The following is a 13,511-nucleotide window of genomic DNA, read 5'->3' as shown; positions in this document are numbered from 1 at the left end:
TGACTCCATGGGGGAGGGTAACGGTAACGCCACACGCCGTGAATGTTTCGTCATCGCACCGATCGGCCCGGACGGCTCGGAGATCCGCCGGCGCAGCGACCAGATCCTCAACTACCTCATCCGACCGGTGGTGGAGGCACGGGGCTTCGTCGCCGTGCGCGGCGACGAGATCGAGCGGGCCGGGCTGATCACCTCGCAGGTGCTCGACCGCATCATCCAGAACGAGCTGGTCATCGCCGACCTCACCGACCAGAACGCCAACGTCTTCTACGAGCTGGCGGTGCGGCACGCGCTACGCCGGCCGTTCGTGCAGTTGATGGCGAAGGACCAGCAGTTGCCCTTCGACGTGCAGGGCATGCGCACCATCCTGGTCGACCACACCGACCTGGACAGCGTGGAGTCCGCCAAGCAGCAGTTGGGCCGCGCGATCGACGCGATGAGCAGCGAGACCGACATCGTCACGCCGATGTCCGTGGCGCTCACCCTGCAGGACCTGCGCGGCTCGTCCAGTCCGCGGGAGGCCGGGCTGTCGCAGATCATCGAGACGCTGCCGCAGATGATGGACATCCTCCAGGATCTGCACCGCCATCTGGGCATGGGTGGCACGACCGGCGGCGGGTCGGACGACGAGGACCACCGGCGGCTGCGGAGCCTGCTGGAGTCGCTGGCGGCGCGCGGCGGGGTGACCGAGGACGAGCTGGCCGGGCTGCTGGGTGGGGGCAGCAGCAAGTTCGAGCGGTGGGTGGAGGCCCTCATCCAGCGGGCCGGGCGCAACCACCACGTCGGTTGAGGCGTCACCACCTCACAGCAGGCGAGTTACCCCGCGTTCACCCGCGTCATCCGGACCCCCTCTTCTCCCAGCTTGGTCTGATTCCTGGCCAGCCGACACCGCAGGGGCTTGAATGACGGTGTGCGGATCAGCAAGGACGGGCGGGACTGGCGCATCGGCACCGCCGCCGACGTGGACTGGATCGTTGGGCACACCACTGCCGGCGTCTCGATCACCACCGCCATCCCGCCGGCCTTCGATGCCTACGCCACCACGTACCAGACCGACGACGTCACCGCCGCCGCCTACGAGCGGGCCCTGATCGATGACCTCATGGTGCACACCATCGACCAGCCGTGGTGGCTGGCCTACCTCGACACCGGCGCCCACGACGTCGTCTTCCCGCACGCTGCCCGGGTGTCGCTCTACTGGGACTGGCCGTACGTGGTGATCGAGGCCGGCCCCGAGCAGGCCCTCACCTGGCGCACCGGTGGTCACATGCGCCACGCGCACGGCGTCCTGCCCGATCTGTTCTTCCCCGCCGACCGGTCATGGTTGGTCTCCGCGCTCTGGGACGACACCTGGGCCTGCGTCGGCGGCCCGGCATCCCTGATCCACACCCTGGAGCGCGACCCTGCGGTCAACGCCTGTCAGGTCCGACCGGACGAGGACGCGCTGCCGCCAGGGCTGGTCCGCGAGTGACGACCGAACCGGGACCGATTCGGTCAAGGGTCGCGAATCACTGGCACGGAGCCGGGACCGCGCGCCCGAGAGCGCCGTGGGCTGGCAGCCCAGGCCCGGCACCGTCGTCAAGGGCACCGCGCACGCCGCCCTGGCCGCGCTGGTCGACCACCTGGCCGTCGAACTCGCACCGCTACGTGTCAACGCCGTCGCGCCCGGCATCACCGACTCCGGCACCTGGGACCGGCTTCCGGACGAGCGTCGCCGCGCCTTGTACGACAGCGCCGCCGCGGCCTCCCTCTCCGGCCGGATCGGGACGCGCGAAGATGTGGCCGACACCGCGCTGTGGCTCCTGGGTGCGGGCTGGGTGACGGGCGAAACGGTCCACGTCGACGGCGGCGCCTGGCACCGTTGACCCGGCGCCACGCAAGATCCAGCAGCGCGTCCGCCGGCCGCGCCGGTCGGCTCGGCTGCCCACCCGTCAGCCGAGCGTGAGCTTCGGGTCGGCGCCGTCCCAGCCGTCCGACGCGCACCAGCCCCGCAGCCGGCAGCGGTGCGTCCGGGTGCCCTCGACCGCCTCCGCGTACGCCTGCTCGTGGGTGGTCGGGATTCCGGCCCGGCTCAGGTCCCGCAGGCACGGCGCGCGCACCGGATCGTCGGCGGCCACGATGAAGGAGCCGTCCAGGGTGCCTACCAGTTGTTCAAGCGCGCGGGACAGCGGCTCCACCGCACCGACGTCCGGCCGGTGGCGCCCGTCGACGCCGCACCGCAACAGCAGCAACGCCCCGTCGAGCACCGTCACCGCCGCGGGGGCGGACCTGCCCCGGCTGTCGGCGTGGAAGAAGTGCAGCACCGGGAACGCCAGGTGCCGTTCGCCGAGCCGGACGAGTTCCGGGGTCAGGCTGGTGAGGTGCTGGGTGAACATGGGGGAGAACTGCCCGTCGGCCCAGCCCCGGCGGACGATGTCGGCCGGATCGGCGCCGAGGGCGCTGACGTGACCGGCGATCGTGCGCTTGTCGACCACGGCGGACACCACCTGCATCAGGTACGTGATGCCCAGGGTGACCAGGAACAGACCGGTGAGCACGGCGCCGTTCGTCGCGAGCTGCGCGCCGGTGGTTCCCGGCGTGTAGTCGCCGACGCCGAGGGTGAAGATCGAGAATCCGGTGTAGTAGAACCTGGACCACCCGTCGGCGGGGCGGCCGAACCGGTCGAGCACCGCGTCCGGGGTGGCGTCGAACACCAGGAGCCAGCCGAGCCACAGCCCGGTGACCCAGGCCGCGAAGGTGGCCACCAGCACGCTGGTGCCGGACCAGCGCAGCACCCGGTGCCGGCGGGGGCCACGACCGGCGAGCCCCCGGATCAGGCGCCACACGCCGTGCGACACGTGTCGGGTCAGCCAGCCGGCCCGTCCCGCCAGGGACAGCGTCGTCAGCGTCGCGTCCAGCAGGATCGCCCCCACCACGAGCAGACCGGCCGACACCCACAACACACCCATTTTCCCACCCCACCACGTCTGGCGTCCCGGCTCGGAGAACCTCGTCCGAACCAACCTCGGGCAGGACGCCGGCGCGCGCAACTCGTCGGGTCGTCGCCGGTCGAGGCGACCCACCTTAAGCACGAGAAGTTTTTCGTGTAATGTGCTTCGCATATCCGGGATGGGGAGGGGTCGTGACCATGAAGATGTCGGATCAGCCGGGCGCCGTACCGGTGACGGTGGCCCGGGGGGACGGGATCGGCCCGGAGATCATGGAGGCCACGCTGCGGGTGCTCGACGCGGCCGGGGCACGCCTGGCGGTGGAGGAGATCCAGATCGGGGAGGCGGTGTACGGGCGCGGCCACACCGCCGGCATCGACGCCCAGGCATGGGAGTCGCTGCGCCGGACCCGGGTGTTCCTCAAGGCGCCGATCACCACTCCGCAGGGCGGCGGGTTCAAGTCGCTGAACGTGACGATCCGCAAGTCGCTGGGCCTGTTCGCGAACGTCCGGCCCTGCGTGGCGTACGCACCGTTCGTGCCCACCCGCCATCCCAAGATGGACGTGCTGATCGTGCGGGAGAACGAGGAGGACCTCTACGCCGGCATCGAGCACCGGCAGACCGACGAGGTGACCCAGTGCCTCAAGCTGATCTCCCGGCCCGGGTGCGAGCGGATCGTGCGGTACGCGTTCGACCAGGCCCGACGCCTCGGTCGGTCCAAGGTCACCTGCCTGACCAAGGACAACATCATGAAGCTCACCGACGGCCTGTTCCACCGGGTCTTCGACGAGGTGTCGCGCGACTTCCCCGACCTCGCCGCCGAACACCTGATCGTCGACATCGGCACGGCGCGGCTGGCCGACACCCCGGAGGCCTTCGACGTCATCGTCACCCCCAACCTGTACGGCGACGTGCTCTCCGACGTGGCCGCGCAGATCGCCGGCTCGGTCGGCCTGGCCGGCTCCGCCAACATCGGCGAGCAGGCGGCGATGTTCGAAGCCATCCACGGCTCCGCGCCGCCCCTGGCCGGGCGGGACGTCGCCAACCCGTCCGGGTTGCTGCTCGGGGCGGTGATGATGCTCGCGCACATCGGCCAGGCCGACGTCGCCGAGCGGGTCCACAACGCCTGGCTGACCACCCTGGAGGCCGGCGTCGCCACCGCCGACATCGCCGGTCCCGGCACCGAACCCGTGGGCACCCGGGCGTTCGCCGACGCGGTCATCGACCGGCTCGGCCAGCGACCGGCGGCCCTGCCCCCGGTCACCTATCCCGCCGTGCCGCAGCAGCCGGTTCCGACCGTCACCGCCCGTCCCGCGCCGGTGAAGACGATGGACGGCGTCGACGTCTTCCTGCACCACGACGACCGTGACCCGGCCGCGCTGGCCGCCCTGCTGCGCACGGCCGCCGCCGGGGCTCCGCTGGAGCTACAGATGATCACGAACCGGGGGGTGAAGGTGTGGCCCGACGGCCTCCCCGAGACATTCTGCACCGACCACTGGCGGGTCCGTTTCCGGTCTGCCCGCCCCGGCGCGGCCCGGCGCGGCGACGTGGTGGACCTGCTCGACCGGCTCGACCGGGCCGGGCTGGACTTCGTCAAGACCGAGGGTCTCTACCGCTTCGACGACGAACTCGGCTATTCCCTCGGCCAGGGTCAGTGACGGTCCCTCGGCCAGGGTCAGTGACGGTCCCTCGGCCAGGGTCAGTGACGGTCCTGCCGTCGCGGGCCGCCGGGGGCGGGTGCTCACCGGCGGCCCCCGAGAACGGCGTGGGTGAGCACGCCGACGACGGCGATGGTCGTGGCGGAGGCGGCGGCCGAGGTGGTGCCCAGCGGCTGCACCATCCAGGTCAGGACCTCCTGGTACACGTGCCCGCTCACCGGCCCGGACAGGACCACCACGAGCGTCCACCCGACGGGCAGGAGCCACGCCCACTGCGCGCCCCAGGCGGCCCCGACGGCGAGCAGCCCGCCGAGCCCGGCCGTGTTGCGGACCGTCAGCCCCACCGTCGCCAACGGTTCGCTGGTCAGCGCCGGCACCGTGGCGATGATGGCCGCCGCGGCCATCACCGCCAGGATGTGCGCGGCGCGGCGGGGCGGCCACGCCAGGGCGGCCGTCCGCTCCAGCGCGGGGTCGGCGCCGGTGAGCCCGGAGCCGAACGGGACGGTGGCGACGAGCGCGGACATCAGCGCCACCGCGAGCCGCAGGCGCGGCTCGTCGGCCGCCTGACCCAGCCACCACAGCACGACGACGCCGGCCACCGCCGCCCCGGCGGCGGCGGGGACGCCCCGGCACCGCAGGTGCAGCGCGAGCCATCTCACCGGTCGTCACCGACCAGCAGGTCGAGCAGGTTGACCTCGGCGCAGGCGAGCGCCGCCCTGCGCAGCGCGGCGACGCGGTTGCGCTGTTCGGCCGCCGGGAAGGCGCGAAGCGCCTGCCATGCCTGGCGCGCCGCGTCGCGGTCCGGACCGGCCGGTGGCACGCGGTCGGCCAGCCAGGCCGCTGCGGCCAGCCGCGCCACGCGGTCCGCCCGGGCCGCGTCGGGGTTTCCGGCGGTGTACGCACACGGCCGGGTGCCCGCCCCGTCCAGCAGACGCCACCGCAACTCGTCCGGGCTCCCCTTCGCGCCACCCCACGGCGCCAGTTCGAGTGCCACGAGCAGCACGTCCCGCGGTCGCGGCACCGGCCGGGTCTCGTACCAGGACTCGGGTGTCTCGTGCACCGAGGTCGGCGCCTGCGGAAGCTTCGCCGACAACGTCGCGAGCGCCCGCCGCGCCGGATCACGCAGGTCCGCCAGCGCGCCGGCGTGGACCCGGGTGACGCACACCTCGGGCCCCGGTCCGGCGCTGCAGACCAGCGCGGCGGCCGCCGCGTCCGGCACCGGCAGCCGCTGCCGGCCGTCGGGAAGCATCGCCAGGGCCACCACGGCCGCCACCAACGCGGGCAGCACCGCCGCCGTCCGGGCGGTCCGGGTGGCGCAGAGGAAGACGGCGAGCGCACTCACCGCCAGACCGGCCAGCCAGACGGTGTGCGCGACGCCGACGATGCCCCGCACCGTCACGAAGTCGCCCCAGAACCCGAACGGTGACGGGGTCAGCAGATGGACCATCTTCGGCACGTGGGCGTACCCCCGGTCGGTGATGGCGACGAGCGCCACGGTGGCACCGACGACGGCGGTCACGGGCGGGGTCAGGCGGGACGGCGCGAGCGCCCCGACGGTCATGCCGAGCCAGACGCCGGACACCATCCAGAGCACCCCGACGCCGGCGGTCACGACGGCCTGGCCCGGCAGGTAGGTCGCGTACGCCGCGACCTGGGCCGCGCCGCCGGCGTACATCAGGAGGTAGCCGGCGGCCCCGGCGAGCGCCATCGCCACGGCCGCCGGCAGCACCCGCTGCCACCGCGGACGGGCGGTCGCCGCGACCAGTTCCTCGGTGCGGCAGCGGCGGTCGCGGCCGGCCTGCCACGCGCCCAGTCCGAGCGCCATGGGCCAGAGGATGAACAGGTACTCCCGTTGCCAGAGCGCCAGCGGCATCCAGCGCCCGCCCCAGCCGTCCACCGCCACATACAGCAGGGCGGTGCCGAGCAGCGCGGCACCCAGCGCCAACCAGAGCGCCGCCGAGCGTCGGATCTCGATGCGGAGGATCCGGCGGGTCATGCCACGCCCTCCCCGGCGGCGCGATGCCGGCGCAGCAGCTCGGTGTATCCGCGTTCGGCGGAACTGTCGCCCACCCCCTCGCGGCCCAACTCCACCAGATCCGCCGGTACGCCGTGGAACACCAACCGGCCGGCGTCCATCAGCACCACGTTCGTGCAGGCGGCCACCACGTCCTCGACCAGATGGGTGGAGACGACGACGCAGGTCTGCCCGCCCAACTCCCGTAGCAGCGAGCGGAAACCCATCCGCTGCTCCGGATCGAGACCCACGGTGGGCTCGTCCAGCAGCAGGATCTCCGGGTCGTTGACGATCGCCTGCGCGATGCCGGCTCGCCGTGCCATCCCCCCGGACAGCGTCTTCATGCGCGAGTCGGCCCGCTCGGCGAGGCCGACACGTTCCAACGCCCGCTGCACCGCGTCCGGGATGTCGTGCGCCGGCACCTCCTTCAGCCAGGCGAGGTATTCGACGAACTCCCGCACGGTGAACCGGCCGTAGAAGCCGAACTCCTGCGGCAGGTAGCCGATGGACCGGCGCAACGTCCGCAGGTCGGGTCGCGCGTGCACGGGATGGCCGAGTAGTTCCAGCTCACCGCCGGCCGGGCGGGACACGGTCGCGAGCGCCCGCATCAGCGTCGTCTTGCCGGCGCCATTGGGCCCCAGCAGGCCGTGCACACCGTTGCCCAGCGACAGGTCGAGGCCGTCGACGGCAAGCCGTCTGCCCGCTAGCACCCGAAGCGCCGCCGCGCGGATCGCCCAGGCGTACGTCGTCGGCGCCAGCGCCGCGGCACTGATTCCTTTGCGCATTCCGTACCTTCTTCTCATCGGAGCTCCGCATAACCACCGGGTCGGGGCACGAGGGCGAGCGCGACCACCACGGTGAGCGCCGCCCAGCCCGGCAGGGCGGCCTCGGTCAGCAGCACCGGCAGTCGGGCGGTGACGATGCTCGGACCGACGACCACCGCGGCCCAGAGCAGCGCCAGTCCCCACGCCGCCCGCGGCAGGCCGACCAACCTGCCGAGGGCCAGCGCCCCCGCCGTGAACGCCAGGCAGGGCATCAACCAGCGCGCCGGGGACGCGCCGACCAACCATCCGGCCACCGCGAGAACCGGGATCACCACGACGAGCACGACGAGGGTCCGTCGCAGCACCAGCCCCAGGCCGGCCCGGGCGGTCGCGACGACCAGTTCGTGTGCCGGATCGAGCCGCCGGGTCCAGGCGGAGGCCACCCCGAGCAGTGGCGCGACCGGCGCCAGGAGCACCACAAGCGACGGCGGCGCCGCGTGCCGGCCGGCGACCGCCAGGTCGAAGCCGAGCGCGACCAGCACCACCAGCACCGTCGTCGCGAGCCAGGGCACGAACACCGGCGTCACCCACCGGGCGGACCGGGCGGGCAGCCACCGACGCCGGGCAGTGGTCGGCGCGGCGGTTGTCCTCGCCGCCTCGACCCGCACCCAGACGGCGGCCAACAGCGCCACCGTGTCGCCGTCGCTGGCGTCGGCCAACCGGCCCCGGCAGTCGGCGCAACGCTCCAGATGCGTCTCCGTCGCCCACAGGACGTCCGGCGCGATGCCCGGATCACCGGCGGCATAGCGGCCCAACACCTCGACTGGGATGTGTGCGCTCACGACAACGCCTCCCGAAGTGCCAGTCGCGCGCGGCGGGCGCGAGTCTTCACGGTTCCCTCCGGAAGACCGAGCACGAGCGCGGTCTCCCGGACCGAGAGTCCGTCGATGACGAGGGCGTGCAACACCTGGCGCAGTTCCGGCGCCAGCCGGCGCAGGGCGTCGCCGACCTCGTCGCCGATCGCGCCGGCCAGCACCACGTCCTCGGCCGCGGGCGGGTTCTCCGCGGCCAGTGGCAGGGGCACCGCCTGGGCATCCTTGGCGCGCCGCCGGAACCCGTCGACGAGCCGCCGCGCGGCGATCGACCACAGCCAGCCGACGGCGCTACCGGCGCTCACGCCGACGTAGGAGTCGGCGGCCCGCCACACCGCGAGATACGTCTCCTGGATGACGTCGGCGACCAGGTCGTCGTCGGCGCAGCGACGGCGCAGGCGAACGAGCAACCACGGGGACGTCCGGCGATACAGTTCGTCGAACGCGGCGGCATCGCCACGCGCGACCCGCCGCAGCAACTCCCCTTCGTCTTCCCTCACACCCATTGAGACGTCGACCACCAAGATCAGGTTCTCGGAACCGCCTTTCGGCGGCACTTCATCAACTGTCCCCACTCACGCCGCCGCCACAGGCCATACCATCGACGGTCGTGGACACGATCGATCTTCGACTTCTGATCGGGGTCGCCGACGGCGACGACGCCCCGACCCTGGCCGCCGCGACCGGCCGTACCGAATCGTTCGTCCGCAGGCGCCTGCGCGGGTTGGCCGGCCGGGGTGATGCGGTGTGGCTGCGCCAGACGCCACAGGGCTACCACCTGACCGAGCGGGGCCGGGCCGGGCTGGGCACGGTGAGCCGGGCACTGACCGCGTCGGAGCTGCTCACCCGGCTCCTCGGTGTCGAGTCGGTCTCGCTGCGCCACGCGGAGGTGGTCGTCACGATCGCCGCCACCGGCTCGATCGGCAGCGCGGCCACGCGGTTGCAGATCCCCCAACCGTCACTGAGCGCGCAGTTGACCCGCATCGAGCAGCGCTGGCAGACCACCCTGTTCACCCGCACCCACCACGGCATCCGACCCACCGCCCTGCTCACCGACGCGTTGCCGCACCTGCGCCTGCTGGCGCAGACGCTCTCCTGTCCAACGGCGTCGAGTCACGGGAACGAGCCGGCCACGACCGCCGGAGACCTCCAACTCGTCAGCGAGTTCGCCTTCCACGGGCTCCTCGACGCGCTCCGCGACCAGACCACGGCCGACGTGCGACACCACGTCATCGACATCCCGGGCACGGACTGGCCGCCCACGATGCTCGCCGCCGACATCTGCCTGTACGCCGACCTTCCGTTCGTCAGTCTGACCACACCCGCCGGGCGGGACAAGGCAGTGGCGTTCGAGGACCCGGCCCACATCCTGATGCCCCGGGGGGCCGGCGACGGCCGGCCGACCGTGAGCCTGCGGGAGCTGGCCGACTTCGACTGGCTCACCGGCCCACCCGGCACCCGTAACCACCAGTCGGTGGTGCTGCTGTGTCGGTCGGCGGGCTTCGAGCCGCGGATCCGCTACACCGCCCTGAACGGAGCCAGCGGGCGGCACATCCTGGAGGACGGACTGGCGGTGGCGCTGACGAGCGCCACCATGATGCCCGGCGAGAAGATGACTGTCGTCCGCCTGGCCGAGGACATCCGGGTACGGATGACCGTGAGCTGGGGGCGAGGTGGCCCGGCGAGCAGCACGGCACAGTGGGTCACGCGCTGGCTCCGCGCCGGTCACGTGCAGAGACTTGCCGCGCTGCGCCCGGCCCTGCTCGCCGAGATGCGCGCGGACCCGGCCAGGTGGCCCGCCCTCGCCGGCGGTTGACCCGTCCGGGGCAGCCCGCGCACCGGGCGTGCCCGCTCGGTGGCCCGGTACGACCGCCCCGGGGCCGTGACGCGGCCCCCACTCGGCGTGGAGCCCGAGGTGGGGGCCGCCCGGTCAACGGACGAACAGTCCGGTGGTTGCCGACCGGCGGGGCGCCCGGCCGGTCACCTCGTGTATTCGGCGGTCCTCGTGGCGGTGCAGGGTGCGGCGTCGGTGGCGGCACAGGAGACGTTGCCGGCACCGGTGAGCAGCGTGTCCATCACCATGGTGTAGATGGGTCGTTTGGCTCCGGCCGGGATGGTGATCCCGACCTCCGTCCCGGGAATGGTGAGGTTGACGGCGACGGGAACTTCGAGATAGACGACCGCCTTGGTCTGGGAAATCCGGTAGCGGGTCGCCCCCGAGCCGTAGTTCTCCAGCGAAACGGCGCCGGTGTCCTTGGGCGCCACGGAGAACACGAGCCCGGAGAGGCCGGCACCGGCCAGCGCGGCCTGCACGGGACGGATGTTCTTCCAGGTGACTCGGTTGTCCTTGTAGCACCAACTGCCCTTGAGCTGCATGTATGCCAGCCCGTCAGCGATGACGACCCGGTCCAGGTAGTTCCGGGCGGCGGCCGGGATCGGAGCCCCGCGGTACAGGTCCGCGACGGTGACCCGCAGGTATCGGCTCGTGGTGGTGAAGTCGCGGCACTTCTCCACGGACGCCGAGGTGACGGTCACCGTCACGGTGTAGCCGTAGCCGGAGTTGTCGCTGTAGAGGCTGTCCCCGAAGTAGAAGACCAGGCCGCCGTCCACCGGTGCGGTGGCGGTGGTGGGCGCGCCGTAGGTGAAGTCCCGCGTGCCGATCCGCGAGGTCAGCCCCTCGCCCGGCGTGTGGTTGGACGGCCGGCCGGGATAGAAGTAGCACAGGCCGGTGGTGATGGTGACCTGCACCTGGTCGCCCGCCTTGAGGGTCAGCCCGGTGTTGGTGAGGTTGCCGTAGCAGTCGACCAGACCGGTCCAGGTCCGGGTGGCCGCGGCAGCCGGGCGGTCCGCCACGGGTGACACCGCCACCACGAACGCGGACAGCAGCGACAGGATCGCCAGGACGGCGACCCTCCTGCCTGACGTGAATGACATCTACCATTCCCTCCATAGATCTTGACACTCGCGAGAGCTTGGCAAAGCCGATGCCCGGGTATCGACCATGGCCGCAATACGCCGACGGACCAGCGTCCGATCGCCGCATTGACAATGGCAGATCTATTTCAACAGAAGCGCTTTGCTTCCGGGGAATACCAGACCGGTGCGACGCCCATACCGATGCGGTTCCGGTCGGTGGCCGGTCACCGCGCCGGCTCGGCCTGGTTCGGAAGCCGATGCCGACGGATCAGCCGCTCCGCGATGAAGGTCCGCCAGACCCGGTCGGCGACCGTCGACTCGACGATCCAGAGCCGGCGCTGCGCCTCGGCGAGGGTGAGCGGCGCGGTGAAGAGGTCCAGGAACAACCGGCTGCTGCGGTTGAGCGCGAACACCTGACCGTCGGCCCGGCGGAACAGGTGCCGGTCCGCCGGCAGTTCGCCCGGGACGCCGTCCTGCTCGTCCGACCGGATCCGCCGGTAGGCGTCCCACACCTGCTCGTCGTCGCGCTCCACGAAGGAGCCGTTGGCGAGGAACTGGGTCTGGTCGTCGGTGTCGTGCCGGACCCGGTCATGAGCGAGCACGCCGCGCACCGCGGTGCCGTAGCGGTCATGGTAGAAGAACGTGTGCGGGGTGTCGGTGCTGCCCAGCCACGGACGGTGGAAGTGCCCGGGGTTCAGGCCCGCCTTGGCCTCGGCGACCTCGGCCCGTGCCGCCTCGGTGACCGGCTCGTCGTACTGGAGGATCCGGACGATGTCCGAGCCCGGCACCGGCCGCACGTTGCTGATGCCGAAGCGCTGCGGCTCCTTGGCGACGATGGCGCCGGGGGTCAACATGAAGTCGCCCAGCCCGCCGAGGGTCCACAGGTCCGGGTTGTCGCGCAGGAAGGTGATGCTGTCCAGCGCCTCCTCCCGCGTCTCGGTGGGGAAGCCGGTGAAGCCCATCATCTGGACCCCGATGTTGGCCTTGGTCATCGCGGTCATGGTGCGCCGCACCTGCTCCGGCCTGGTGCCCTTGTCGATCAGGTCGAGGATGCGCTGGTTGCCGGACTCGAAGCCGACCGAGACGGCCACGCAGCCGCTGCGCCGCAACAGCTCGCAGCGCTCGTCCGACCAGTACTTCTCCAACCGGATCTCGGCACCCCAGCGGAAGTCCAGCCCGCGCTCGACGACCTGCTCGGCGAAGCGCAGGATGGTCGCGGGCGCGAGCACGTCCACCGAGAAATAGATGAACTTGGCGAACTTCGACAGTTCGGTGACGTCCGCGACCATCGTGGCCACCGTGTCCTGCCGCCACGGGCTGGTCGGGCCGTCGGTGTTCAGGCCGTAGTCGCAGAACGTGCACTTGTTCCAGTAGCAGCCTCGGGTCGGCGAGTAGTAGACGAACCGCTCCGGGCTGAGATAGAGGTCCCAGGGCAGGCCGGAGAAGTCCGGCACCGGCACCTGCGCCAGCCGCTCGTAGCGCAGGGGCAACTGGCGCTGGCGGCCGTATTTCGGGTGCAGGCGGACGTTGGGGTGCCCGGCCGGCAGGGTCCCGGCCGCCACCGCGTCGAGGATCTCCGTGTACGCGCTCTCCCCCTCCCCGACCACTATCGCGTCGAAGTCGGCGAGCACCTGGAAGACGTACTCGGGTTTGCTGGCGCACTTCCAGACGCCGGAGATCTCCGTGCCACCCGCGACGAGGAAGACGTCCGGGCAGGCCCGCCGGACGAGCCGGGCGATCCAGAGCGCGAACGGTAGCTGCCACTGGTAGGTGGCGCTGATCCCGATCACCTGGTGCCCGCCCGCGGCCAGCCGCGGGATCAGCACGTCCTCGTAGTACGGCTGGAAGGGCCGGTTGAGCCGGCCGAGCACCGCCTCGTCGGTGAGCGCGGCCACCGAGCCGATCGAGATCATCGGCGACGGATGGAGCCGGAAGCCGGCCCGGAACTGCCCGGGGAACCCGACCGCCCCGAGCGCGTCCATCCAGGAGATCACGCCCTCGACGGCGTCCTGGTAGTGCCGGTAGTCGTAGAACAGGACCGGGTCCTGCAACACCCCGATCGACCGGCGCAACCGCTCCGGGTCGGGGTCGGGCAGGCCGAGCTGGTTCGCCCGGGCCATCAGCGCGTCCGGGCCGCTGAGGTCGTCGACGGAGCGCCGGGACAACTCCCGCCGCAGCCACTCGTACGCCGACGGGGTGTGGGAGTGGTGAAATGCCTCGATGTTGGCGTCGATGATCTCCGCCGGCCGGTGTCCCTGCGCCCGGGCGTACGAGTCGAGATAGTTCAGGGAGTGGTATCCCGAGGTGGGATCGGTCAGCGGGGGATAGATCAGTGCCGCCTTCACCGTGCCGCTCATCGA

The 13,511-nt window shown here is 71.9% G+C and carries 13 protein-coding genes; 5 read left to right on the top strand and 8 right to left on the bottom strand.

Going from position 1 to position 13,511, the window contains the following annotated elements; all coding sequences use genetic code 11:
- Positions 1 to 7: 7 nt before the first annotated feature.
- From AB0H28_RS21160 to AB0H28_RS21150, 3 genes are all read left to right on the top strand, one after another.
- Positions 8 to 790 (top strand): hypothetical protein, encoded by a 783-nt coding sequence (locus AB0H28_RS21160; RefSeq protein WP_358042623.1) that lies wholly within the window; start codon positions 8 to 10, stop codon positions 788 to 790.
- Between the two features lie 120 nt (positions 791 to 910).
- Positions 911 to 1,471, top strand: a complete 561-nt coding sequence (locus AB0H28_RS21155; RefSeq protein WP_358042620.1) for a hypothetical protein — start codon at positions 911 to 913, stop codon at positions 1,469 to 1,471.
- Positions 1,472 to 1,547: 76 nt separating this feature from the next.
- On the top strand, positions 1,548 to 1,865 hold the full coding sequence (locus AB0H28_RS21150) for an SDR family oxidoreductase (RefSeq protein ID WP_358042618.1): 318 nt from the start codon (positions 1,548 to 1,550) through the stop codon (positions 1,863 to 1,865).
- Between the two features lie 66 nt (positions 1,866 to 1,931).
- Here AB0H28_RS21150 and AB0H28_RS21145 read toward each other — a convergent pair whose 3' ends face one another.
- Complete coding sequence (locus AB0H28_RS21145; RefSeq protein WP_358042615.1) at positions 1,932 to 2,948, bottom strand: potassium channel family protein; 1,017 nt, start codon at positions 2,946 to 2,948, stop codon at positions 1,932 to 1,934.
- 179 nt (positions 2,949 to 3,127) lie between these two features.
- On the opposite strand from AB0H28_RS21145, the gene AB0H28_RS21140 reads away from it, so the two are divergent.
- Positions 3,128 to 4,585: an NADP-dependent isocitrate dehydrogenase gene (locus AB0H28_RS21140; RefSeq protein WP_358042727.1), complete on the top strand. Its 1,458-nt coding sequence runs from the start codon at positions 3,128 to 3,130 to the stop codon at positions 4,583 to 4,585.
- An 83-nt stretch (positions 4,586 to 4,668) separates the two neighbouring features.
- Here AB0H28_RS21140 and AB0H28_RS21135 read toward each other — a convergent pair whose 3' ends face one another.
- Genes AB0H28_RS21135 through AB0H28_RS21115 form a run of 5 tightly spaced genes read right to left on the bottom strand, consistent with a single transcriptional unit; the run spans position 4,669 to position 8,741 of the window.
- On the bottom strand, positions 4,669 to 5,244 hold the full coding sequence (locus AB0H28_RS21135) for a hypothetical protein (protein WP_358042612.1): 576 nt from the start codon (positions 5,242 to 5,244) through the stop codon (positions 4,669 to 4,671).
- Entirely contained in the window at positions 5,241 to 6,581 is a 1,341-nt protein-coding gene (locus AB0H28_RS21130; protein ID WP_358042609.1) for a hypothetical protein, read from the bottom strand. The genes AB0H28_RS21135 and AB0H28_RS21130 overlap by 4 nt, the downstream gene beginning before the upstream one ends.
- Positions 6,578 to 7,384 (bottom strand): ABC transporter ATP-binding protein, encoded by an 807-nt coding sequence (locus AB0H28_RS21125; protein ID WP_358042607.1) that lies wholly within the window; start codon positions 7,382 to 7,384, stop codon positions 6,578 to 6,580. Before AB0H28_RS21125 ends, AB0H28_RS21130 begins: the two co-directional genes overlap by 4 nt.
- 14 nt (positions 7,385 to 7,398) lie before the next feature.
- A complete protein-coding gene (locus AB0H28_RS21120) occupies positions 7,399 to 8,205 on the bottom strand; it encodes a zf-HC2 domain-containing protein (protein ID WP_358042604.1) in 807 nt (268 codons plus the stop codon).
- Positions 8,202 to 8,741: an RNA polymerase sigma factor gene (locus AB0H28_RS21115; RefSeq protein WP_358042724.1), complete on the bottom strand. Its 540-nt coding sequence runs from the start codon at positions 8,739 to 8,741 to the stop codon at positions 8,202 to 8,204. Before AB0H28_RS21115 ends, AB0H28_RS21120 begins: the two co-directional genes overlap by 4 nt.
- A gap of 104 nt (positions 8,742 to 8,845) precedes the next feature.
- Here AB0H28_RS21115 and AB0H28_RS21110 point away from each other — a divergent pair, with 104 nt between their 5' ends.
- Positions 8,846 to 10,051, top strand: a complete 1,206-nt coding sequence (locus AB0H28_RS21110; RefSeq protein WP_358042601.1) for a LysR family transcriptional regulator — start codon at positions 8,846 to 8,848, stop codon at positions 10,049 to 10,051.
- A 164-nt stretch (positions 10,052 to 10,215) separates the two neighbouring features.
- On the opposite strand, the gene AB0H28_RS21105 is transcribed toward AB0H28_RS21110, so the two are convergent.
- Together AB0H28_RS21105 and AB0H28_RS21100 are read right to left on the bottom strand one after the other, a co-directional pair.
- Entirely contained in the window at positions 10,216 to 11,169 is a 954-nt protein-coding gene (locus AB0H28_RS21105) for a hypothetical protein (RefSeq protein WP_358042598.1), read from the bottom strand.
- Positions 11,170 to 11,375: 206 nt separating this feature from the next.
- Positions 11,376 to 13,508: a radical SAM protein gene (locus AB0H28_RS21100; protein ID WP_358042595.1), complete on the bottom strand. Its 2,133-nt coding sequence runs from the start codon at positions 13,506 to 13,508 to the stop codon at positions 11,376 to 11,378.
- Positions 13,509 to 13,511 lie beyond the last annotated feature (3 nt).

Source organism: Micromonospora sp. NPDC050980, from assembly GCF_040653835.1.
Classification (GTDB): Bacteria; Actinomycetota; Actinomycetes; order Mycobacteriales; family Micromonosporaceae; genus Micromonospora.
The sequence above is the reverse complement of the archived record's forward strand: the minus strand, read 5'-3'. Positions and strand labels throughout refer to the sequence as shown.